At 60.2% G+C, this 20,969-nt stretch carries 18 protein-coding genes; 10 read left to right on the top strand and 8 right to left on the bottom strand.

What is annotated here, in order from left to right:
- Positions 1–45 precede the first annotated feature (45 nt).
- From GFU70_RS03990 to GFU70_RS04010, 5 genes are all read right to left on the bottom strand, one after another.
- Positions 46–2,913 carry an FAD-binding and (Fe-S)-binding domain-containing protein gene (locus GFU70_RS03990; RefSeq protein WP_153387639.1) on the bottom strand — a complete coding sequence of 956 codons (2,868 nt, stop codon included), beginning with the start codon at positions 2,911–2,913 and terminating at the stop codon, positions 46–48.
- Entirely contained in the window at positions 2,910–3,581 is a 672-nt protein-coding gene (locus tag GFU70_RS03995; protein ID WP_058543804.1) for a LutC/YkgG family protein, read from the bottom strand. Before GFU70_RS03995 ends, GFU70_RS03990 begins: the two co-directional genes overlap by 4 nt.
- Positions 3,578–5,035 (bottom strand): LutB/LldF family L-lactate oxidation iron-sulfur protein, encoded by a 1,458-nt coding sequence (locus tag GFU70_RS04000; RefSeq protein ID WP_058543803.1) that lies wholly within the window; start codon positions 5,033–5,035, stop codon positions 3,578–3,580. The genes GFU70_RS03995 and GFU70_RS04000 overlap by 4 nt, the downstream gene beginning before the upstream one ends.
- Positions 5,032–5,856: a (Fe-S)-binding protein gene (locus tag GFU70_RS04005; RefSeq protein ID WP_058543802.1), complete on the bottom strand. Its 825-nt coding sequence runs from the start codon at positions 5,854–5,856 to the stop codon at positions 5,032–5,034. Before GFU70_RS04005 ends, GFU70_RS04000 begins: the two co-directional genes overlap by 4 nt.
- A 150-nt stretch (positions 5,857–6,006) precedes the next feature.
- Positions 6,007–7,701: a lactate permease LctP family transporter gene (locus GFU70_RS04010; protein ID WP_058543801.1), complete on the bottom strand. Its 1,695-nt coding sequence runs from the start codon at positions 7,699–7,701 to the stop codon at positions 6,007–6,009.
- A gap of 262 nt (positions 7,702–7,963) precedes the next feature.
- On the opposite strand from GFU70_RS04010, the gene GFU70_RS04015 reads away from it, so the two are divergent.
- A complete protein-coding gene (locus GFU70_RS04015) occupies positions 7,964–8,731 on the top strand; it encodes an FCD domain-containing protein (RefSeq protein ID WP_058543800.1) in 768 nt (255 codons plus the stop codon).
- A 118-nt stretch (positions 8,732–8,849) separates the two neighbouring features.
- On the opposite strand, the gene smpB is transcribed toward GFU70_RS04015, so the two are convergent.
- Complete coding sequence (gene smpB, locus GFU70_RS04020) at positions 8,850–9,332, bottom strand: SsrA-binding protein SmpB (protein WP_047229073.1); 483 nt, start codon at positions 9,330–9,332, stop codon at positions 8,850–8,852.
- Positions 9,333–9,450: 118 nt separating this feature from the next.
- Here smpB and GFU70_RS04025 point away from each other — a divergent pair, with 118 nt between their 5' ends.
- From GFU70_RS04025 to GFU70_RS04035, 3 genes are read left to right on the top strand one after another with little or no spacing between them, the layout of a single operon-like run.
- Complete coding sequence (locus GFU70_RS04025; RefSeq protein ID WP_058543799.1) at positions 9,451–10,854, top strand: sodium-dependent transporter; 1,404 nt, start codon at positions 9,451–9,453, stop codon at positions 10,852–10,854.
- Between the two features lie 7 nt (positions 10,855–10,861).
- Positions 10,862–11,305 (top strand): type II toxin-antitoxin system RatA family toxin, encoded by a 444-nt coding sequence (locus GFU70_RS04030; RefSeq protein ID WP_153387640.1) that lies wholly within the window; start codon positions 10,862–10,864, stop codon positions 11,303–11,305.
- A complete protein-coding gene (locus GFU70_RS04035; protein ID WP_058543797.1) occupies positions 11,302–11,604 on the top strand; it encodes an RnfH family protein in 303 nt (100 codons plus the stop codon). The genes GFU70_RS04030 and GFU70_RS04035 overlap by 4 nt, the downstream gene beginning before the upstream one ends.
- 59 nt (positions 11,605–11,663) lie before the next feature.
- Here GFU70_RS04035 and GFU70_RS04040 read toward each other — a convergent pair whose 3' ends face one another.
- Positions 11,664–12,191 carry an outer membrane protein assembly factor BamE gene (locus GFU70_RS04040; protein ID WP_058543796.1) on the bottom strand — a complete coding sequence of 176 codons (528 nt, stop codon included), beginning with the start codon at positions 12,189–12,191 and terminating at the stop codon, positions 11,664–11,666.
- Positions 12,192–12,288: 97 nt separating this feature from the next.
- Here GFU70_RS04040 and fur point away from each other — a divergent pair, with 97 nt between their 5' ends.
- Positions 12,289–12,693 (top strand): ferric iron uptake transcriptional regulator, encoded by a 405-nt coding sequence (gene fur / locus GFU70_RS04045; RefSeq protein WP_058543795.1) that lies wholly within the window; start codon positions 12,289–12,291, stop codon positions 12,691–12,693.
- Positions 12,694–12,769: 76 nt separating this feature from the next.
- Here the strand turns inward: fur and recN are convergent, their stop codons facing one another.
- Positions 12,770–14,443 (bottom strand): DNA repair protein RecN, encoded by a 1,674-nt coding sequence (gene recN, locus GFU70_RS04050; protein WP_116643193.1) that lies wholly within the window; start codon positions 14,441–14,443, stop codon positions 12,770–12,772.
- Between the two features lie 240 nt (positions 14,444–14,683).
- Between recN and grpE the strand changes: the two genes are divergently transcribed.
- The 5 genes from grpE (at position 14,684) to carA (ending at position 20,923) form a co-directional block, all read left to right on the top strand.
- Positions 14,684–15,250, top strand: a complete 567-nt coding sequence (grpE, locus tag GFU70_RS04055) for a nucleotide exchange factor GrpE (protein WP_058543793.1) — start codon at positions 14,684–14,686, stop codon at positions 15,248–15,250.
- A 101-nt stretch (positions 15,251–15,351) separates the two neighbouring features.
- Positions 15,352–17,268: a molecular chaperone DnaK gene (gene dnaK / locus GFU70_RS04060; protein ID WP_014336568.1), complete on the top strand. Its 1,917-nt coding sequence runs from the start codon at positions 15,352–15,354 to the stop codon at positions 17,266–17,268.
- A 322-nt stretch (positions 17,269–17,590) separates the two neighbouring features.
- The gene (gene dnaJ, locus GFU70_RS04065) at positions 17,591–18,715 is read left to right on the top strand and encodes a molecular chaperone DnaJ (RefSeq protein WP_058543792.1); all 1,125 of its coding nucleotides are present in this window, start codon (positions 17,591–17,593) and stop codon (positions 18,713–18,715) included.
- Positions 18,716–18,724: 9 nt separating this feature from the next.
- A complete protein-coding gene (gene dapB / locus GFU70_RS04070; RefSeq protein ID WP_058543791.1) occupies positions 18,725–19,531 on the top strand; it encodes a 4-hydroxy-tetrahydrodipicolinate reductase in 807 nt (268 codons plus the stop codon).
- 255 nt (positions 19,532–19,786) lie between these two features.
- Positions 19,787–20,923: a glutamine-hydrolyzing carbamoyl-phosphate synthase small subunit gene (carA, locus tag GFU70_RS04075; RefSeq protein WP_058543790.1), complete on the top strand. Its 1,137-nt coding sequence runs from the start codon at positions 19,787–19,789 to the stop codon at positions 20,921–20,923.
- The last annotated feature ends 46 nt before the right edge of the window (positions 20,924–20,969 follow it).

Consider the following 20,969-nt stretch of genomic DNA (forward strand, 5'->3'; position numbering starts at 1 on the left):
CCGAGCATAAGGGAGGACCCAGCAAAGCCGGGCCTATTCAAGTGACTACAGCGATGCGCAGGAATTCGATTTTTCTTCGAGCCCCCTGGCAAGGCCCTCACCATTGACGGGTTTGGGGCGGGTGACGCGGTCTACCAGATACACCAGCCCGTGGTAGTCGATTGCGCCGTGCTGTGTAAGACCTATCTCACAGGTTCGGCTGGTGGAAATCCCTTCGCTGCAATGCTGTACCGCGTCCTTCAGTGAGCGCAGCGAGTGGGCGTTCAGCTCTGGCGTGGAGAAGCCCTTGTCGCCGGCGAAGCCGCAACAATGGATGCCTTCGGGGATGACCACGTGTTTGCTGCACTTGCGCGCCAGGTCGATCAGCGCCTGGCTTTCGCCAAGGTGCTGCGTGCTGCACGTGACGTGCACGGCGATGGGCGCCTCCTGGGGAATGAAGTCGAGACGATCCATTAAATGCGTGCGGATGAAGCGCACCGGGTCATACAGGTCCAGGCGCACGTCACCGAGGTCCTGAACCAACCGCAGCGTGCACGGGCTGGTGTCGCAGTAGATGGGATCGAGCCCGCCACGACTGGCGTGCAGCAATGCGCCAATCAGTTCCTGGCGCTTGTGCTCGGCCTGTTCGGTGTAGCCTTTGGATGCAAAGGGTTGGCCGCAGCAGAGGCTGTCCACGTTGTCTGGAAAGACCACCTGATAGCCGGCCTTTTCCAGCAGCCGTTGGGTTTTTTCGTACAACGACATCTGTTCTTTATCCCCCGCTGCCGGGCCCATGACCCGAGACACGCACGCCGCCAAGTACACCACCCTCGGACGTGCGTCCGACACGGTAGGGCTGAACCGGATGGCTTTTTCCGGTTGGGGCATGGCGTTGGTCCACTGTGGCACCTGGCCCTTGGACAGGCGCGTCAATGAGGCCGACAGTTTCGCCAGGCGAGGCGCGCCAAGCAGCATGCGCGCACCGTTGGCGACGTGCAGGGCAAAGCGGGCGCCTTGCAATGTGGTGGCGAAATTTCCTTCAATCCAGTTGGCGGTTTTCGTCTTCGTGGCGTCACGGCTGCGCAGCTTTTTCACCAGCTCGCCGGTATTGATGCCTACCGGGCAACGTTGCGCACATAGCCCGGTAGCGGCGCAGGTGTCGATGCCCTGGTATTGGTAGGCACGTTCCAGTTCGGTGGTGTCCGTGCCGGCGCGTTTTTTGGCTTGGATATCCCGCCATATCACGATGCGCTGGCGCGGGCTCAAGGTCAGGTCCTTGGACGGACACACCGGCTCGCAAAAACCGCACTCGATGCACTTATCCACAATCTCATCGGCGGCCGGCAGCGGTTTGAGGTGCTTGAGGTGGATCTGCGGATCTTCGCTGAGCACCACGTCCGGGTTGAGAATGCCGTTGGGATCGAGCAGGCGTTTGAGCTGCCACATCAATTGGTAGGCATCGCTGCCCCATTCCAGCTCGACGAACGGCGCCATGTTGCGCCCGGTGCCGTGTTCGGCTTTCAGCGAGCCGCCGAATTCCACCGCCACCAAGTGCGCCACGTCGTCCATGAACGCCTGGTAGCGTGCGACTTCTTCGGCGCTGTTGAAGCCCTGGGTGAAGACGAAGTGCAGATTGCCTTCCAGCGCGTGTCCGAAAAGGATCGCTTCGTCGTAGTGATGTTTGTCGAACAGTTCGATCAGGCGGTTCACGCCGATGGCCAATTGTTCCACCGGAAAGGTCACGTCTTCGATGATCACCGTGGTCCCGGTTTTGCGTACTGCGCCCACGGCTGGGAAGGTGTCTTTGCGGATCGCCCAGAGCCGGGCGTTTTCCCGTGGGTCTTCAGTAAAGTCGACTTGTTTTTCCACTGGGAAGCCGGCCAGCGAGGCCATGATCCGGGCCAACTGTTCTTGTAGTAAAGACGAGGAAGCGGCGCGGGATTCGATCAGCAAGGCGCAGGCATTGGTCGACAGATGCTGTACGAAATCCGGCATGCCCGGTTTGTCCTGCACCGAGCGCAGGCTGCGACGGTCCAGCAACTCCACGGCCGATACCGGCTGGCTTTTCAGCACGGTGACGGCGTTGCAGCAGGTTTCCACATCCGGGAAGACGATCAGTGCCGAGGCTTTGTTTGGATGGTCGATGACGGTGTTGTAGGTCACCGCGCTGATAAAGCCGAGGGTGCCTTCGGAGCCGACCAACAGGTGGCTCAAGATATCCACAGGCTCGTCGAAATCCACCAGGGCGTTGAGTGACAGGCCGGTGGTATTTTTCAGACGATATTTATGCCGGATTCGCGCAGCCAGTTCAGTGTTGGCACGGGTCTCGCGGCCCAGAGTTGCGAGGCGTTCCAACAGTTCGCCATGACTTGTACGAAAAGCCGCCACGCTGCTGTCGTCTTCAGTATCCAGACGCGTGCCATCGGCCAGTACCAGGCGGATGCCGGCCAGGGTGTGATAGGTGTTCTGCGCCGTGCCGCAGCACATGCCGCTGGCATTGTTGGCGACGATGCCGCCGATTTTGCAGGCATTGATCGACGCCGGATCTGGGCCGATCTTGCGCCCGAACGGCGCCAGCCAGGCGTTGGCCTGGGCACCGATCACGCCGGGCTGCAAACGGATCTGCGTGCCCTGTTCACGAATCTCGCGCCCGTTCCAGTTATCCCCCAGCACAATCAGCACCGAGTCGCTGATGGCTTGCCCGGACAGGCTGGTGCCGGCGGCACGGAACGTGACGGGGACTTGGTCGCGCTGGGCCAGTTTGAGCAGGGCAATCACTTCATCTTCGGATTCGACGCGCACCACCAGTTTCGGAATCAGCCGATAGAAACTGGCGTCGGTACCGAAGGCCAGGGTCGACAGCGGATCGTCGAAACGGCGTTTTTGCGGAATCAGTTGCTGTACATCACGCAGGAAAGGGGCCGGAAGGGTCATTGGTCCTCCAGAATCAAGACCACCAGATCCTTCGGACCATGGGCGCCATAGGCCAGGACCTGTTCGATGTCAGCGGTTTTCGACGGGCCCGACACCAGCAGGGCGTTGGTGGGCATGCCTTGGGCCCATTGGAATTGCTGCTGCACTTCATAGAAGTTGTCACGGATCTCGCTGGCCTTGAGCAGGGCGAAATGCACCGGTGGCACCAGGCTCATCAGCCGTGGTTCTTCCCGCGTCGGCCAGATAATCAGGCTGCCGGTGGCGGCGATGGCGCCGAGGGTCCCGGTGAGGCTGGCGGGGGTGTCGTTGAACAACTCGGCCTTCCACTCTTCTACCGGGCGGTCGTAGGCCTTGAGGGTTGGCAGGTCCGGATGGTTCGCCCAGAACTGTGTGATTTTTTGCCCGTGCGCGGTGGTCGGGGCGATGAGCAGGCTCGGCAATTGACGGTCGCGCAGCAATTGCGCGAGCAGGGCCGGCCAGCCTTCGTCGGTCGTCAGGTGGATTTCGGTGTGTACCGCTTCCATCAGCTTGCGCAATTGCGCGATACGATCCTCGGGCGCGTAGCGGTAGGTTTGCGTCACCAGCTCGACGTCGAAATTGTCGGCAACCGGTGTGGCGCCGGTCAGGCTTTTGCGCAACTTGGCGAGGATATTGTCCTTGGCGCTCATCGGCGGTCTCCCTGCTGGTTCAGGTGTTCGCGGGCCAGATCATGCAAAGAGCGGGCGGCGGGTTTGGGGGCGCTGTGGTTCTGGGTCCATGGCCCGACGTTGTTGGGCGTCAGGGCGCGCAGGCGCGTGGCGAGGAACCCGAACAGGCGATACAAGCGTGGCGAACTGTTGAGCTGAGCCCAGGCATTCCAGATGAAGCGTTCCTTGGGCGAGTATTTGCTGCCCTGGCCACGCATCACCTGATGGGGGCTGGCCGGCGCCTTGACGTTTTCTTCCCGCAGCCGCCGCAGCAGCGCGGGAATCGGGATTTTCACCGGACACACTTCACCGCAGGCGCCGCACAGCGAAGACGCGCTCGGGTGGTCCGGCACCTTGGCCAGGCCGACCATGTGCGGGGTGATGATTTTTCCGATGGGGCCCGGGTAAACCTCGCCGTAGGCATGGCCGCCGATTCGGGTATAGACCGGGCAATGATTCATACAGGCGCCGCAGCGGATGCAGTTCAGTGTCTGGCGCAATTCGCTGTCGGCAAACGCCTGGCTGCGACCGTTGTCGAGCAGGACCAGGTGGACTTCCTGGGGACCGTCCAGTTCGTCAGCCTTGCGCGGGCCGGAGATCATGTTGACGTAGGTGGTGATCGGCTGGCCGAGGGCCGAACGGGTCAGCAGCGAGAGCAGCGGCACGACGTCGCGCAGGTTCTCGACGACTTTTTCGATGCCGGTCACGGCAATGTGCACCGGCGGCACGGTGGTAGACATCCGCCCGTTGCCTTCGTTTTCCACCAGCAGCAGCGTGCCGGTTTCAGCGACGGCGAAGTTCACGCCGGAGACGCCGATGTCGGCCTCGAAGAATTTCTGCCGCAGCACTTTGCGACCGATCTGAATGAGTTGGTCAACGTCCTTGGTGTACTCCACGCCGAGTTTGTCGTGGAACAAGGACGCGACCTGACCGGCATTCTTGTGGATCGCCGGCATAATAATGTGTGAAGGCTTCTCGTGGTCGAGCTGGACGATGTATTCCCCCATGTCGGATTCGAGACATTCAATGTCCCGAGCCTCGAGGAAATGGTTCATCTCCATCTCTTCGCTGACCATCGATTTGCCCTTGATCACTTGCCGCGCCTCGTGAGCGCGGATGATCGAGAGGACGATGCCGTTGGCTTCGTCCACCGTTTCCGCCCAGTGCACATTCACACCGTTGCGGGTCAGGTTGCTTTCAAGTTGCTCGAGCAGGTCGGGCAGCTTCGATAACGCACGGGCGCGGACGGCGTTGCCCAGCACGCGCAGGTGTTCTCTTTCGTGGGCATCGCTGAAGGACGCTGCCCGCTTGGTCATCAGTGAATCCATCGCTGTGCGAAAGTTGTTTCGCAGTTGCGTGTCGCCCAGCGCCTTGTGGGCGCGGGCGCGAAAATCTTCCTGCACCTCAACGGTCGGAATCAGCGTCGGCGTGCTCATGCGACACCTCCGGTACGCTGCCAGAGGAAGCTCGCCAGGTGCTGGCCGCGTAGCGCCTCCTGCTGTTTTTCCAGTGCGCCATTGATGTTCATCAGGCAACCACAATCGGCACTGATGACCTTGTGCGCGCCGGATTCCTTCAGCGCTCGGGTCTTGTCGGCCACCATCGCGCCGGAAATATCCGGCATGCGAACGCTGAACGTCCCACCAAAACCACAGCATTCGCTTTCGTGGCTGTGGTCGACTCGTTCCACATTGCGCAACTGCGCCAACAACGCGCGGCCGTGCAGGTGGGTGTTCATTTCACGCCGTGCCGAGCAGGACGTGTGCAGCGCGACTTTCACCGGTCCACCGCTGTCGTTCAACTGCACTTTGCAGACGAACAGCAGGAACTCGGCCAGTTCATAGGTCCGGGCGGCCAGGGCCTGGACTTGCTTGAGCGTGTCGGGCTCGTCCTTGAACAGGTCGGCGTAATGCTCGCGCAGCATGCCGGCGCAGGAGCCCGAGGGCACCACCACCGGATAGTCTTCGGCAAACAGGGCCAACTGCGCCCGCGCCACCGTTCGCGCCTGCTCGGTGTAACCCGAGGTGTAGGCCGGTTGGCCGCAGCAACTTTGCCCTTGCGGGTAGTCCACCCGGATTCCTTCGCGCTCCAGCAGATGAATCGCATCCATCCCGGCTTCGGGATAGAACAGGTCCACCACGCACGTGCCGAACAGGTAGACCCGTTGCGGTTTCTCGCTGGGGTACTGCCGAGGCTCGGGCAATGGCGGGGCGACACGGGTCGCGTTCGGCACGGCGTTGTAAAAAAGCTCGCTCATCAGGCGTGTCTCCGGGTGGTCCCGGTTATCCGTCCGCTGAGGCTGCTGAATATAGCCAGGAAATCTTTCAGCAGCCTTGCAGACCCGGTTGTGAATAGCAGACGCCGAATCACGGTTCGGCGTCGGTTTTTCCAGTATCGCGTGTAGGACTTAATGAACCAGCATGCCGGTAAACCAGTAGGCTTGGGCCAGCGTGATCAGGCCGACAATCGTTGCAAAGAATAGGCTGTGTTTGAGGGTGAAACGGAACAGATCCGATTCCTTGCCCACCAGCCCGGTCGCCGCACAGGCCACTGCGATCGATTGTGGCGAGATCATTTTGCCGGTCACGCCGCCGCTGGTATTGGCCGCGACGAGCAAGGTGTCGTTGACGCCGATCTGATGCGCGGTGGTGGCTTGCAGCGAGCTGAACAGCGCGTTGGACGAGGTATCGGAACCGGTCAGGAACACCCCCAGCCAACCCAGGAACGGCGAGAAGAACGGGAACGCTGCGCCCGTGCCGGCCAGCACCAGGGCCATGGTCGACGACATGCCCGAGTAGTTGGTGACGAACGCGAACGCCAGCACCATGCCGATGGACAGGATCGGCCAGCGCAGATCGAAAAGTGTTTCTTTAAAAGTGGTAAGACCAGTTTTGATGTTGATCTTCAGCACCAGCATCGAGATCAGTGCGGAGAAGAAAATCGCCGTGCCGGTGGCGGAAATCGGATCAAGCTTGAACACGGCCGGAATGGCGGTGGGGTTGGTCACGATGGGCGCGACCTTGATCACCATCTGGTCCAGGTGCGGGATGGCGAAGTTGAACACCCAGCCGTACATCGAGCCGCCAGCGGCGAACATGGCCTTGAACGGCTTGAGGGTCCAGATCGTCACCAATACGGTCAGGATCAGGAACGGCGACCACGCCTTGATGATTTCCCCCAGGCTGTAGGGCGAAGCCACGGTGCTGCGCGGTTGGCCGAAACCGCCGACGCTGGCGGTGACCGTTGCGCTGGAGGTGGCACCTGCAATCTGGGCGCCAGCGGTGCGCTTGGGCTGCCAGACTTTGAGGAACAGCGTCAGGGAAATCAGGCTGGCCAGGGCGGAGGTGATGTCCGGCAGTTCCGGGCCAATGAAGTTGGAGGTGAAGTACTGAGTGATGGCGAAGCTCAAGCCTGCCACCAGTGCAGCAGGCCAGGTTTCCCGCACGCCGCGCAGGCCGTCCATCATGAACACCAGCCAGAACGGCACGAACAGCGAGAGCAAGGGCAACTGGCGACCGGTCATGGCGCCGATCTTGAAGGCGTCGATCCCGGTGACCTGACCGGCCACGATGATCGGAATGCCCAACGCACCGAACGCGACCGGGGCGGTGTTGGCGATCAGGCACAGGCCGGCGGCGTACAGGGGGTTGAAACCCAGGCCTACCAGCAGCGCGGCAGTGATCGCCACCGGTGCACCGAAACCGGCGGCACCTTCCAGGAAGGCGCCGAAGCAAAAGCCGATCAGCAGCACTTGCAGGCGTTGGTCATCGGTAATCGACAGCACCGAGCTGCGAATCACCTCGAACTGGCCGCTCTTGACCGTCAGTTTGTAGAGGAATACGGCGGCGACGATGATCCAGGCAATGGGCCACAGACCATAGGCAAAGCCATAGCCGGCGGCGGCAAAGGCCATGTCTGCGGGCATATTGAACGCGAAAATCGCCACGGCAATCGCCAGCGCCAATGTGATGCTGCCGGCCACATGCCCCTTGAGGCGAAACACCGCCAAGGCCAGGAAGAAAAATACGATGGGAATGACGGCCACGAGTGCGGACAAGCCGAGGCTGCCGAGCGGGCTGTAGAGCTGTTGCCAGGTTTGCATAATGGGTGGGCCCCTAATTGTTGTTGGTCAGGCACTGGTCAGCGGTTTTGGATAATTGGTAATACCAATTTACAAGCGCTGTTGGCTAGGGTAAAAGCGTTGGTTGTCGTGTGTCAATTTGCCGCCCTGAAACTTTCGTCGAATAAGCGGTGCAGAGGGCATCTGATCCGGTGGTGAAACGGCTTTTGATGGGTGTGGACAAAGCCCGGATGGGCCAGAATAGAGAGCCCGGCGAGCCGTCGGGATCGTGGAGAATTGAGTTATGGGGTTTGATCAGATTCGTCAGCGCCGTTTGTCTGACGATATTGTCGAGCGGCTTGAAGGCATGATCCTTGAAGGCACGCTGAAGTCGGGTGAACGGCTGCCGGCCGAACGGACCCTGGCCGAACAGTTCGGCGTTTCACGCCCTTCGTTGCGCGAGGCAATCCAGAAACTGGCGGCCAAAGGCTTGTTGGTCAGTCGCCAGGGCGGCGGCAACTATGTGGTGGAGTCGCTAGGCTCGACGTTCAGTGATCCGCTGCTGCAGCTTTTGGAAAGCAATCCCGAAGCGCAACGTGACTTGCTGGAGTTCCGTCACACCCTGGAAGCGTCCTGTGCTTATTACGCGGCGTTGCGGGCCACGGAGGTGGATCGCGAGCGACTGACGGCGGCATTCGACGAGTTGCAGGATTGTTACTCGCGCCACGACGAGGTCAGCCGGGCGGAAGAGGGCGCGGCGGATGCCCGGTTTCACCTGGCGATCGCCGAGGCCAGTCATAACGCGGTGTTGCTGCACACGATTCGTGGCTTGTTCGATTTGCTCAAGCGCAACGTGGTGACCAACATCGGCGGCATGTACAAGCAGCGCAGTGAAACCCGCGACATGTTGATCAGCCAGCATCGGGAGTTGTACCAGGCCATCATGGGCGGGCACGCGGAGCAGGCGCGGGAAGTGTCCAGCCGACATATCTTGTATGTGCAGGAGGTGTTGGAGGAGGTGCGTCAGGAAGTGCAGCGCGTGGCGCGGGCGGAGCGGCGCAAAGGGATGTGATCGCGGCTGTGGACCCTGTGGGAGCGAGCTTGCTCGCGATGGCGGCCTGTCTGACACATCAATGTCGCATGTGTCATCGTCATCGCGAGCAAGCTCGGCTCCCACAGTCGATCCCGGGCTAGTCTTCCTTGCCCTTGTTGCGCACCGCGCGCTGCAGCTCGCGGCCGGCATCGCGTTCGCGCTCGGTATCGCGCTTGTCGTATTCCTTCTTGCCCTTGCCCAGGGCAATCTCGCACTTGATCAAGTGCTTGCTCCAGTACAACGACGTGCAGACGCAGGCGTAGCCCTTCTGCTGAACGGAGGCGAAGAGTTTTTCCAGCTCGCGTTTGTTGAGCAGCAGCTTGCGCGAGCGCGTCGGATCGGCAATCACGTGGGTGCTGGCCGTGGTCAGCGGCGTGATATGGCTGCCCAGCAGCCAGGCCTCGCCGTCCTTGAGCAGCACGTAGCTGTCGACCAGTTGCGCCTTGCCGGCACGCAGGCTCTTTACTTCCCAGCCGGCCAGGACCATGCCAGCCTCGAAACGCTGTTCGATGAAGTAATCGTGTCGCGCCTTTTTATTTTGCGCGATGGTCCCTGTGGGGTGTTTCTTCTGTTTAGCCATAGGGGCGGCATTATAGGCAGTTGCGTGCGTGTCGGCTACGGTGAAGCTGCGTGCTTGAGCACGTTGAGTGAATCCCGGACAATGCGGCCTCTTTTTTTAACGCTTGGGCGTGATCACGATGTCGACAGACAAGGTTTCTGTCCACGGCAGTTGGGCTAGCCGCTGGGTCTTTATATTCGCTGCAACCGGTTCGGCGGTGGGGCTGGGCAGTATCTGGAAATTCCCCTACATGGTCGGCGTCTACGGTGGCGGTGCCTTCGTACTGATGTTTCTGGCTTGCATCGCGCTCATCGGCGCGCCGGTGATGCTGGCTGAAACCCTGATCGGTCGACGAGCCCGGCAAAGCCCGGCCAATGCCCTGAAGGTGCTTGCGGTGGAAGCAGGGCACTCGCCCAAATGGTCGTGGGGGGCCTTCGCCGGGATGATCACGGCGCTGTTGATCCTGTCTTTCTATAGCGTGGTCGGCGGCTGGTCGCTGGACTACATCATCGACATGGGGCGCGGGGATTTCCAAGGGGTGACGCCTGATCAGGTGGGCGCCTACTTCGGCAATGTGATTGCCGATCCCTGGAGGCTGACCCTCTGGCATACGATTTTCATGGTGCTTTCGGCGGTGGTCATTGCCCGGGGCGTGGTTGCCGGGCTTGAGCGCAGCCTGCGGATCATGATGCCGTTGCTGTTCGTGATGATCCTGGTGCTGCTGGGCTACAGCATGACCACCGGGCATTTCATGGAAGGGGTGCATTTCATGTTCGACTTCCAGCCGGAGAAAGTCATGGATGGCCTGCTGCCGGCTATGGGGCATGCGTTTTTCTCCCTGAGCGTCGGGGTCGGTTCGATCATGATCTACGGCGCCTACATGCCCAAGAGTGCGTCCCTGACCCGGACCGTTGTCGGTGTCGCACTGTTGGATACCTTCGTGTCGCTGTTGGCGGGGATGGCATTGTTTCCGATTGTGTTCGCCGCTGGCCTGAACCCCAGTGAAGGGCCGGGGCTGATGTTTGTCAGCCTGCCTTTTGCCTTCGGCAACATGGCGTTCGGACAGGTGATGGGCGTGGTGTTTTTCCTCCTGGTAGCCATCGCAGCCTGGAGTTCGGCCATCTCCTTGTTGGAGCCCATGGTGGCTTACCTGGTTGAACGGACCCGGCTCAGTCGTGCCTGGGTGACCTTTTGGCTGGCCTTTACCTGCTGGTTTGTCGGCCTGGGTACGGTGTTTTCCTTCAATATATGGAAGCAGGCGAAGTTTTTCGTGAACGAAGACGGGCTCTTCCATCTCTACCGGTGGGGCGCAACCGGAGGGCTGGACTTCTTCGGCGTGATTGATTTCTTCACCTCACGGATCATGCTGCCATTGGGTGGTTTGTGTTTCGTAGTGTTTGCAGGATGGATCATGGGGCGCGAAGCGGTGCGTGATGAATTGTCGCTGCGTAGCCCGGTATTGTTTGGCTTGAGCCTGTTCTTGATGCGCTACGTGGCGCCCATCGGCATTCTTGTAGTGTTTGCCGCCCAGCTGTGGAAGTGACGCTTACATGACGACACATATTCAACGCTCAGCCTTGCTGCCCTACCCGGCGCAGGCACTGTATGACCTGGTCAATGATGTGACGAGCTACCCGGAGTTCTTGCCGTGGTGCTCATCGGCCGAGGTGCTGGAGAGCTCTGAAAATCATATGCGTGCCAGCCTCAACATTGCCAAGAGCGGCTTGAGCCAGCGCTTCGTCACGCGCAATACATTGGTGCCGGGGCAGTCCATTGAAATGAACCTGGAAGAAGGACCCTTCAACCAACTCCATGGGGTCTGGGTGTTCAAGCCTCTGGGTGAAAAGGCCTGCAAGATCAGCCTGGACCTGTCGTTCGACTACGCCGGCCCTCTGGTGCGGGCGACGTTGGGGCCGCTGTTCAACCAGGCTGCCAATACTCTTGTCGACGCGTTCTGCCAGCGGGCCAAGCAGAATGCAGAGCTCAAGCGTTGATTGAGATAGAAGTGGTGTATGCCTCGGCGGAGCGTCAGGTCCTGCGCAAATGCGCCGTGCAGGAAGGCATCAGTGTTCGCGCCGCGCTGGTCGCTTCGGGCATTGCCGATGAGTTTGCGCAGCTCGACCTGGCGACTTGCCCTGTGGGGATTTTTGGCAAAGTGGTTGCCGATCCAGAGCACCAGCTGGTGCAGGCGGCTGATCGACTGGAGATTTATCGCCCGTTGTTGGCCGATCCGAAAGAAATCCGGCGTCTGCGCGCGGCCAAGGCGGCCCAAGCGCGCCAATCGGAGCCATAACCTGGCTTGAATCGTAGGCAATAAAAAACCCGGCATGCCGGGTTTTTTTATGTCGCGATTTATTGCGGTGAGGTATCCAGGGGCTCTGGCGTCGGGACTGGTACGGTCTCGACCTGGTCCACCTCTTTCTGGATCTGATCCAGCAACGAACCTGGCTTGACCGGTTTTTCCGGTTTGGGCTTTTCGGCATTCTGGGCCGGGTCGGTCACGGTGGTGTCGCTGTCCTTGCCCATGATGGCCTCGTCGCGGCTCACACCAGGCATGAAATCGCCCGACAGGCTGACGAGTTGGTCATTGGGGCTAAAGATAACGCTGATGCGTTCTTGTTGGCGCTCACCGCCGCCTGGCTGCAAGCTGTACAGGTAATCCCAGCGATCGGCATGGAACGTGTCGGTCAGCAGAGGGTTACCCATGATAAACCGTACTTGCCGGCGGGTCATTCCCGGGCGTAACTGGTCTATCATGTCCTGCGTGACGACATTGCCCTGCTGGATGTCGATTTTGTAAACCCCGGGGAATGAACAACCGGCGAGTGCGAGCAGTCCCACAAAGGTGAAACTGGTTAGCAAGAGCTTGGTGTTTTGCATCGGTGGGCGACTTCCACTATCTTGGCTGGGACAACGTAAACGCCGATCATACCCGCATTAAGAGAAGCTGCGAAGCAGCATCGCGAGAAAGCTGACCATGGTTGAAAATAGCGAACTACGCAAAGCCGGCCTCAAAGTGACCCTGCCACGGGTCAAGATTCTACAAATGCTCGATTCCGCGGAGCAGCGTCACATGAGTGCCGAAGACGTCTACAAGGCGCTTATGGAGGCTGGCGAGGACGTTGGTCTGGCCACGGTCTACCGTGTCCTGACTCAGTTCGAGGCTGCGGGTCTTGTGGCTCGTCATAATTTCGATGGCGGTCATGCGGTCTTTGAATTGGCTGACGGGGAACACCACGATCACATGGTGGACGTGGATACCCGTGAGGTCATCGAGTTCATCAGCCCGGAAATCGAAGCACTGCAAAAAGAAATTGCTGAAAACTATGGCTTCGAGTTGATCGATCACCATCTCGTCTTGCATGTACGCAAGAGGAAGTAAGCTCGTTGTGTGAGCCCGCGGCTCCCAAAACGAAAGAAGGCGACCCTAGGGTCGCCTTCTTGCTATGGGGCTTTTGTCAGATTTTTGCGGCGACGACCATTTTTTTCGCGTGAGCCAGGGACTCCTTGGTGAGGTCGATGCCCCCGAGCATCCGAGCCACTTCTTCCACACGCTCGTTTTTGTTGAGCTTGGACACGGCGGTGCGAGTTTCCTCTTCGCCACGTACCTTGTGCACAAATAAATGCTGGTGTCCCTGGGCGGCGACCTGGGGCAGGTGAGTCACCGTCAGCACCTGGCCGCGCTCCCCCAGCCGGCGCAGCAACTGGCCGACAATTTCTGCTGTCGGGCCACCGATGCCCACGTCCACTTCGTCGAATACCAGCGTCGGCACGCGAGAGGTCTGTGCGGTGATGACCTGGATGGCCAGGCTGATCCGTGACAGCTCGCCGCCGGACGCCACTTTAGCCAGGGCCTTGAGCGGTTGTCCGGGGTTGGCGCTGACCAGCAGTTCCACTTGCTCCAGGCCATTGGGCTGGAGTTCGTCGCCAGCGTTGGGGCGTAATTCGATGGTGAAGCGCCCGCCGGGCATGCCCAGGCGCTGGATTTCCTGCTCCACGGCGCTGGCCAGCCCTGTTGCAGCGTGCTGGCGCAGTTCGCTGAGCTCCTTGGCCTTTTCCTGATAATGACGGGCATAAGAAGCCAGCTCGTCCCCGAGGCGTTCGATGGATTCATCGTTGGCGTTCAGAGTTTCCAGTTCTTCCAGCAGCCGCAGCTGGAGTTCGGCAACATCGGTCGGCTGGATGCGGTGCTTGCGCGCCAGTGTATAGATGGTGTCCAGGCGTTCTTCCAGGTACTGCAGGCGAGCCGGGTCGGCATCGAAATGATCGAGGAACCGGTTCAGCTCCCCGACGGCCTCTTCGACCTGGATCTGCGCACTCGTCAGCAGGTTGGTCGCCTCGTTCAGGGCACCCACCGAATTGTTCACGCTCGAGAGTCGGTTCAGGCTCGCGGTCAGTGCATTGAGCACATTGCCTGAATCGCTCTCGCTGCATTGTTCGACCACTTGGCGGCAAATGCCCAGCAGGGTTTCGGCGTTGGTCAGGTTCTTGTGTTCCTGCTCCAGTTCTTCCAGTTCATTTTCACCCAGGGCCAGGTTCTCCAGCTCTTCGAGCTGGTAGCTCAACAACTGGTGCCGGGCGCGCTGTTCGTCGCCGGAATTGGAGAGTCGATCCAGTTCCTGGCGGGTCTGGCGCCAGCGTTGGGCTGCCAGTTGGACCTGTCGGGCCAGGTCCGTGGCGCCGGCGTATTCATCCAGCAAGCGGCGATGGGTGTCGGCCTTGAGCAGGGATTGGTGTTCGTGCTGGCTGTGAATGTCAATCAGCAGCTCGCCGAGGGCCTTGAGGTCGCCCAAGGGGCTGGGTGTGCCATTGATGTAGCCTCGGGAGCGGCCTTCGGCAGTGATGACCCGGCGCAGGATGCACAGGCCGTCGGTGTCCAGGTCGCGCTCGGCCAGCCAGGCGCTGGCCTCGGGGATGTCGACCAGGTCGAACGTCGCCAGGATGTCGGCCTTGTCCGCTCCGGGGCGCACCACGCCGCTGTCGGCGCGGTCGCCCAGGGTCAGGCCCAGGGCATCGAGCATGATCGACTTGCCCGCGCCGGTTTCACCGGTGATCACGCTCATGCCTCGATCGAGTTCGAGGTCGAGGTGTTCGACGATGGCGTAGTTGTGTACGGACAGGTGCACCAGCATAAGGCCGCTCCCAGGCTTTAGGTCTGGTTATTTATACAGTGTTTTGTTTCGGCCTGACAATGCCCTCGCTTAGCTCGATTTGCTTGGTGAAGTGGTTTTCTTAGCGCAGCGGGGAATGGTTATGCAGCTGTTTTTTGTAAGGTTAATTCGTCGGATGGCCCTTGAAGCTGCAAAACCCGACCCCATATACCGGGCAGAAGCGCGAGTTGAGCTCGCGGACGAAGTTGAGAGGAGAAATCTATGGCTGACGAACAGACGCAGGACACGCAAAATCTAGACGCCAATCAGGCTTCCCAGGATTCGGGTGAAGATCTGGCGGCACGTGTACAAGTGCTCGAGGAGCAACTGGCCGGTGCGCAGGATCAGGCGTTGCGTGTAGCAGCCGACCTGCAGAATGTCCGCCGTCGCGCCGAGCAAGATGTAGAGAAGGCTCATAAGTTCGCCTTGGAGCGTTTCGCCGGCGACCTGCTGCCGATCATCGACAGCCTGGAGCGTGGCCTGGAGCTGTCCAATCCGGATGACGAGAACATTCGTCCGATGCGTGAAGGCATCGAGCTGACGCTGAAGATGTTCCAGGACACCCTCAAGCGTTATCAGCTCGAAACCCTTGATCCACACGGCGAACCCTTCAACGCCGAGCACCATCAGGCGATGGCGATGCAGGAAAGTGCCGACGTCGAGCCAAACAGTGTGCTGAAGGTTTTCCAGAAGGGCTATCTGCTTAACGGTCGTCTGCTGCGCCCGGCCATGGTCGTGGTCAGCAAGTCGCCAGCGCCGGTTTCGCCTTCTATTGATGAGCAGGCTTGAAAACGGTTGTAGCGGCCCCATCTATAAGTCAAGCGTTTAAGTGCTACCGCAGTTAGCCACCACTGCTGCGGCAACAAAATCCAAGTTCCGGGAGAGTTAACATGGGCAAGATTATCGGTATCGACCTGGGGACCACCAACTCGTGCGTCTCCGTGCTGGAAAACGGCAAGGCCAAAGTCATCGAAAACGCTGAAGGCGCGCGTACCACGCCGTCGATCATCGCTTACGCCAATGATGGCGAGATTCTGGTTGGCCAGTCGGCCAAGCGTCAGGCAGTGACCAATCCGCATAACACCCTGTACGCGGTGAAGCGTCTGATCGGTCGCAAGTTCGACGAAGAAGTCGTCCAGAAAGACATCAAGATGGTGCCTTACAAAATCGCCAAGGCTGACAACGGCGATGCCTGGGTTGAAGTGAACGGCCAGAAAATGGCACCGCCACAGATCTCGGCTGAAATCCTCAAGAAAATGAAGAAAACCGCCGAAGATTACCTCGGCGAAGCGGTGACTGAGGCGGTCATTACTGTTCCTGCCTATTTCAACGACAGCCAGCGCCAGGCGACCAAAGACGCCGGCCGCATCGCGGGCCTGGACGTAAAACGTATCATCAACGAACCGACTGCGGCCGCTCTGGCCTACGGTATGGACAAGGCCAAGGGCGATCACACCGTGATCGTTTACGACTTGGGTGGCGGTACCTTCGACGTCTCCGTGATCGAGATCGCTGAAGTCGACGGCGAGCACCAGTTCGAAGTACTGGCAACCAACGGTGACACGTTCCTCGGTGGTGAAGACTTCGACATCCGCCTGATCGACTACCTCGTCGACGAGTTCAAGAAAGAAAGCGGCATGAACCTCAAGGGTGACCCGCTGGCCATGCAGCGCCTCAAAGAAGCCGCTGAAAAAGCCAAGATCGAACTGTCCTCGAGCCAGTCGACCGACGTGAACCTGCCGTACATCACTGCAGACGCCACCGGTCCTAAGCACCTGAACGTAAAAATCTCCCGCGCCAAGCTCGAAGCGCTGGTGGAAGACCTGGTCCAGCGCACCATCGAACCTTGCCGCATTGCGATGAAAGATGCCGGTATCGACGTTGGCTCGATCAACGACGTGATCCTGGTCGGCGGTCAGACCCGTATGCCACTGGTTCAGAAGCTGGTGACCGATTTCTTCGGTAAAGAAGCACGTAAAGACGTCAACCCTGACGAAGCTGTGGCCATGGGTGCTGCTATCCAGGGCGCGGTATTGGCTGGTGACGTGAAAGACGTTCTGCTGCTCGACGTCAGCCCGCTGACCCTGGGTATCGAAACCATGGGCGGCGTGATGACCGCGCTGATCGAGAAAAACACCACGATTCCTACCAAGAAATCCCAAGTGTTCTCGACGGCCGACGACAACCAGGGCGCCGTGACCATTCACGTGCTGCAAGGCGAGCGTAAGCAAGCGGCCCAGAACAAGTCCCTGGGCAAGTTCGACCTGGCCGAGATTCCACCAGCGCCACGTGGTGTGCCACAAATCGAAGTGACCTTCGACATCGACGCCAACGGCATCCTGCACGTCGGCGCGAAAGACAAGGCCACTGGCAAGACTCAGTCGATCGTGATCAAGGCCAACTCCGGTCTGTCCGAGGAAGAAATTCAGCAGATGGTTCGCGATGCTGAAGTCAACGCCGAGGAAGACCGCAAGTTCGAAGAGCTGGCCAGCGCCCGCAACCAGGGCGATGCCTTGGTGCACTCGACTCGCAAGATGATCGCTGATGCTGGCGAAAAAGTGACCGCGGAAGAGAAAACCGCTATCGAAGCGGCCGTGGTTGCCCTGGAAGCTGCCGTCAAAGGCGACGACAAGGCGGCCATCGAGGCGAAGATCGAAGAGCTGTCCAAGGTCTCCGCGCCAGTGGCTCAGAAGATGTACGCCGAACAGGCTCAGCCTGCAGAAGGCGCGGCTGCGCAGGGCGAATCGGCTGAGAAAGCCGACGACGTCGTTGACGCCGAGTTCGAAGAAGTGAAAGACCACAAGTAATCGCTTGTTGGTCGGCCGGTTGACTGCATTTGTGCGGTGGCTGGTAGGATGTCGCCGCGCGGGAGCTTGCTCCCGCGTTGGCGTGTCTGGAGCCAGTGAATTTTTTACAGCATGCGACAGTGTTCGGATGTTGGCGGTGTGTTCGGGAATGCTCCTGCTTTCCGGCGATAGACGCCGCGTTTTGGCCGGGGCCCTGGCTGAAAGATATATGACCAGGATCGTTGAATTGACGTGAGTTGGGTCCGGGCCTGTATTGGGGCTCAACGAGTTTGGCAAGGTTCAGGAGAGGTTTGCCGGACGTCCTATAAGAGTGCGAAGACTAATGGCAAAGCGTGACTTTTACGAAGTATTGGGTGTCGAGCGAGGGGCTGGCGAGGCGGAGCTGAAAAAGGCCTATCGTCGCCTGGCGATGAAGCACCACCCGGACCGTAATCCCGGCGACAAAGCGTCGGAAGAGATGTTCAAGGAGGCCAACGAGGCCTACGAAGTACTGTCCGATTCGAGCAAGCGCGCAGCTTACGACCAGTACGGTCATGCCGGGGTCGACCCAAGCATGGGTGGCGGCGGTGCCGGTTTCGGCGGTCAGAATTTTTCCGATATTTTTGGTGATGTGTTCAGCGATTTCTTCGGTGGCGGTCGCGGCGGTGCCCGTGGCGGCGCCCAGCGCGGCAGTGATTTGCGCTACACGCTGGAGTTGAACCTGGAAGAGGCGGTGCGCGGGACTACCGTCAATATCCGCGTTCCAACGCTGGTTAATTGCAAGCCATGCGATGGTTCGGGTGCCAAGAAGGGCTCCTCGCCCGTGACATGCCCAACCTGCGGCGGCATCGGCCAGGTCCGCATGCAGCAGGGCTTCTTCTCGGTGCAGCAGACCTGCCCGCGTTGCCATGGCCAAGGCAAGATCATTTCCGATCCGTGCGACTCCTGCCACGGCGAAGGGCGTGTCGAAGAGTACAAGACGCTGTCGGTCAAAGTGCCGGCCGGTGTCGATACCGGTGACCGCATTCGCCTGTCTGGCGAAGGCGAGGCGGGTGCCCAGGGTGGTCCGACCGGCGACCTGTATGTGGTCATCAACGTGCGCGAGCATGCGATTTTCCAGCGCGACGGCAAGCACCTGTTCTGCGAAGTGCCGATCAGCTTCGTCGATGCGGCCTTGGGTGGCGAGCTTGAGATTCCGACCCTCGACGGTCGCGTCAAGCTGAAAATCCCCGAGGGCACGCAGACCGGCAAGCAGTTCCGGATCCGTGGCAAAGGCGTCGCGCCAGTACGTGGCGGTGGTGCGGGCGACCTGATGTGCCGCGTGGCGGTGGAGACTCCGGTCAACCTGGGTCGGCGTCAGCGTGAGCTGTTGGAAGAGTTCCGCAACTCGCTGGCGGATGACAACAGTCACTCCCCGAAAACCACCGGCTGGTTCGAAGGCGTGAAACGCTTCTTCGGCGACCTGTAAGGAGTTCGCATGCGACGTATAGCTGTGATGGGCGCTGCGGGGCGCATGGGCAAGGCGCTGGTCGAGGCGGTACAGCAGCGCTCGCCGCTCTCCGGCCTGACGGCAGCCATCGTTCGGCCCGACAGTACGCTGGTGGGCGCCGATGCGGGCGAGCTGGCCTCGCTGGGGCGTATCGGCGTGCCGATGTCCGGCGGCCTGGAGAAGGTGCTCGACGAGTTCGATGTACTGATCGATTTCACCCTGCCGGAAGTGATGCTGAAAAACCTCGCGATCTGCCGCAAGCACGGCAAGGCCATGGTGATCGGCACGACGGGGCTGGATGCTGCGCAAAAGCAATTGCTGGCCGATGCGGGCAAAGACATTGCGATCGTGTTCGCCGCGAACTTCAGCGTGGGCGTGAACCTGTCGCTGAAGCTGCTGGACATGGCGGCCCGGGTCTTGGGTGACGATGCGGATATCGAAATCATCGAGGCGCATCACCGGCACAAGATCGACGCGCCTTCGGGAACGGCCTTGCGCATGGGTGAGGTGATTGCCGATGCGCTGGGTCGCGACCTGCAGGAAGTGGCCGTGTATGGGCGCCAGGGGCACACCGGTGCGCGTGAGCGCAGCACCATCGGTTTCGCCACTGTGCGCGGTGGTGATGTGGTGGGCGACCACACCGTGCTGTTCGCCACTGAAGGCGAGCGCCTGGAGATCACTCACAAGGCATCGAGCCGGATGACGTTCGCCAAGGGTGCTGTACGTGCCGCGTTGTGGCTGGATGGCCGCGAGGCTGGTTTGTACGACATGCAGGACGTTCTCGACCTGCGTTGATGCCCTTAAGTGCGGGGTTCAGGTTATACTGAGCCCCGTATTACACCGCTTCGCGACGGCCTGTCGCATTCCCCTGCCTTTAAGGCTCATTAGCGGTGGACCAAAAAAGCCTTTTTCTGTAAGCTACAGCTTTAGTGTGTCCACTAAAAGCGCGCAGAATAATTCAGTGAACAAGCGGGGTGACGTGTCCATACGTCACTCCGCTTTTTTACAACCTGCGATCGCCCTTTCAGGCTTTATTTACGGGAGGTCTTCTTGACTAAGCCAGCCATACTCGCCCTTGCTGATGGCAGCATTTTTCGCGGCGAAGCCATTGGAGCCGACGGTCAGACCGTTGGTGAGGTGGTGTTTAACACCGCAATGACCGGCTATCAGGAAATTCTTACCGATCCTTCCTACGCCCAACAGATCGTTACCCTGACTTACCCGCACATCGGCAACACCGGCACCACGCCGCAAGATGCCGAGTCTGATCGTGTCTGGTCCGCTGGCCTGGTCATCCGTGACTTGCCGCTGGTAGCGAGCAACTGGCGTAACACGATGTCCCTGTCCGATTACCTGAAAGCCAACAACGTCGTGGCGATCGCCGGTATCGACACCCGTCGCCTGACCCGCATCCTTCGGGAAAAAGGCGCGCAAAACGGCTGCATCATGGCCGGCGACAACATTTCCGAAGAAGCCGCCATCGCCGCTGCCCAGGGCTTCCCTGGCCTCAAGGGCATGGACCTGGCGAAAGTCGTCAGCACCAAGAAGCAGTACGAATGGCGCTCCACGGTCTGGGACCTGAAGACCGACAGTCACGCGACGATCGAGGCCTCCGAGCTGCCTTACCACGTAGTGGCCTACGACTACGGCGTCAAGCTGAACATCCTGCGCATGCTGGTCGAGCGTGGTTGCCGCGTCACCGTGGTGCCGGCCCAAACCTCGGCTGCCGACGTCCTGGCCCTCAAGCCCGACGGTGTGTTCCTGTCCAACGGCCCGGGTGACCCCGAGCCTTGCGACTACGCGATCCAGGCGATCAAGGACGTGCTGGAAACCGAGATCCCGGTATTCGGTATCTGCCTCGGTCACCAACTGCTGGCCCTCGCTTCGGGCGCCAAGACCATGAAGATGGGCCACGGCCACCACGGTGCCAACCACCCCGTGCAGGACCTGGATACCGGCGTGGTGATGATCACCAGCCAGAACCACGGTTTTGCGGTGGACGAAGCCACCCTGCCGGCCAACGTGCGCGCGACTCACAAGTCGCTGTTCGACGGCACGCTGCAAGGTATCGAGCGTACCGACAAGAGCGCGTTCAGCTTCCAGGGCCACCCTGAAGCCAGCCCGGGCCCGAACGATGTGGCTCCGCTGTTCGATCGCTTCATCAACGAGATGGCCAAGCGACGCTGACCGCGAAAAGCCCGAGGGCGGCCCCGAGCGCGGCGGCCCCTTCGGG

It is taken from the genome of Pseudomonas brassicacearum, assembly GCF_009601685.2.
Taxonomy (GTDB): Bacteria; Pseudomonadota; Gammaproteobacteria; order Pseudomonadales; family Pseudomonadaceae; genus Aquipseudomonas; species Aquipseudomonas kilonensis_B.

Excerpts from the sequence above, each read along its gene's own strand:
- GFU70_RS03990 (WP_153387639.1), bottom strand. The coding sequence starts at position 2,913 with ATGACCCTTCCGGCCCCTTTCCTGCGTGATGTACAGCAACTGATTCCG.
- GFU70_RS03995 (WP_058543804.1), bottom strand. The coding sequence starts at position 3,581 with ATGAGCGCCAAGGACAATATCCTCGCCAAGTTGCGCAAAAGCCTGACC.
- GFU70_RS04000 (WP_058543803.1), bottom strand. The coding sequence starts at position 5,035 with ATGAGCACGCCGACGCTGATTCCGACCGTTGAGGTGCAGGAAGATTTT.
- GFU70_RS04005 (WP_058543802.1), bottom strand. The coding sequence starts at position 5,856 with ATGAGCGAGCTTTTTTACAACGCCGTGCCGAACGCGACCCGTGTCGCC.
- GFU70_RS04010 (WP_058543801.1), bottom strand. The coding sequence starts at position 7,701 with ATGCAAACCTGGCAACAGCTCTACAGCCCGCTCGGCAGCCTCGGCTTG.
- GFU70_RS04015 (WP_058543800.1), top strand. The coding sequence starts at position 7,964 with ATGGGGTTTGATCAGATTCGTCAGCGCCGTTTGTCTGACGATATTGTC.
- smpB (WP_047229073.1), bottom strand. The coding sequence starts at position 9,332 with ATGGCTAAACAGAAGAAACACCCCACAGGGACCATCGCGCAAAATAAA.
- GFU70_RS04025 (WP_058543799.1), top strand. The coding sequence starts at position 9,451 with ATGTCGACAGACAAGGTTTCTGTCCACGGCAGTTGGGCTAGCCGCTGG.
- GFU70_RS04030 (WP_153387640.1), top strand. The coding sequence starts at position 10,862 with ATGACGACACATATTCAACGCTCAGCCTTGCTGCCCTACCCGGCGCAG.
- GFU70_RS04040 (WP_058543796.1), bottom strand. The coding sequence starts at position 12,191 with ATGCAAAACACCAAGCTCTTGCTAACCAGTTTCACCTTTGTGGGACTG.
- fur (WP_058543795.1), top strand. The coding sequence starts at position 12,289 with ATGGTTGAAAATAGCGAACTACGCAAAGCCGGCCTCAAAGTGACCCTG.
- recN (WP_116643193.1), bottom strand. The coding sequence starts at position 14,443 with ATGCTGGTGCACCTGTCCGTACACAACTACGCCATCGTCGAACACCTC.
- grpE (WP_058543793.1), top strand. The coding sequence starts at position 14,684 with ATGGCTGACGAACAGACGCAGGACACGCAAAATCTAGACGCCAATCAG.
- dnaK (WP_014336568.1), top strand. The coding sequence starts at position 15,352 with ATGGGCAAGATTATCGGTATCGACCTGGGGACCACCAACTCGTGCGTC.
- dnaJ (WP_058543792.1), top strand. The coding sequence starts at position 17,591 with ATGGCAAAGCGTGACTTTTACGAAGTATTGGGTGTCGAGCGAGGGGCT.
- dapB (WP_058543791.1), top strand. The coding sequence starts at position 18,725 with ATGCGACGTATAGCTGTGATGGGCGCTGCGGGGCGCATGGGCAAGGCG.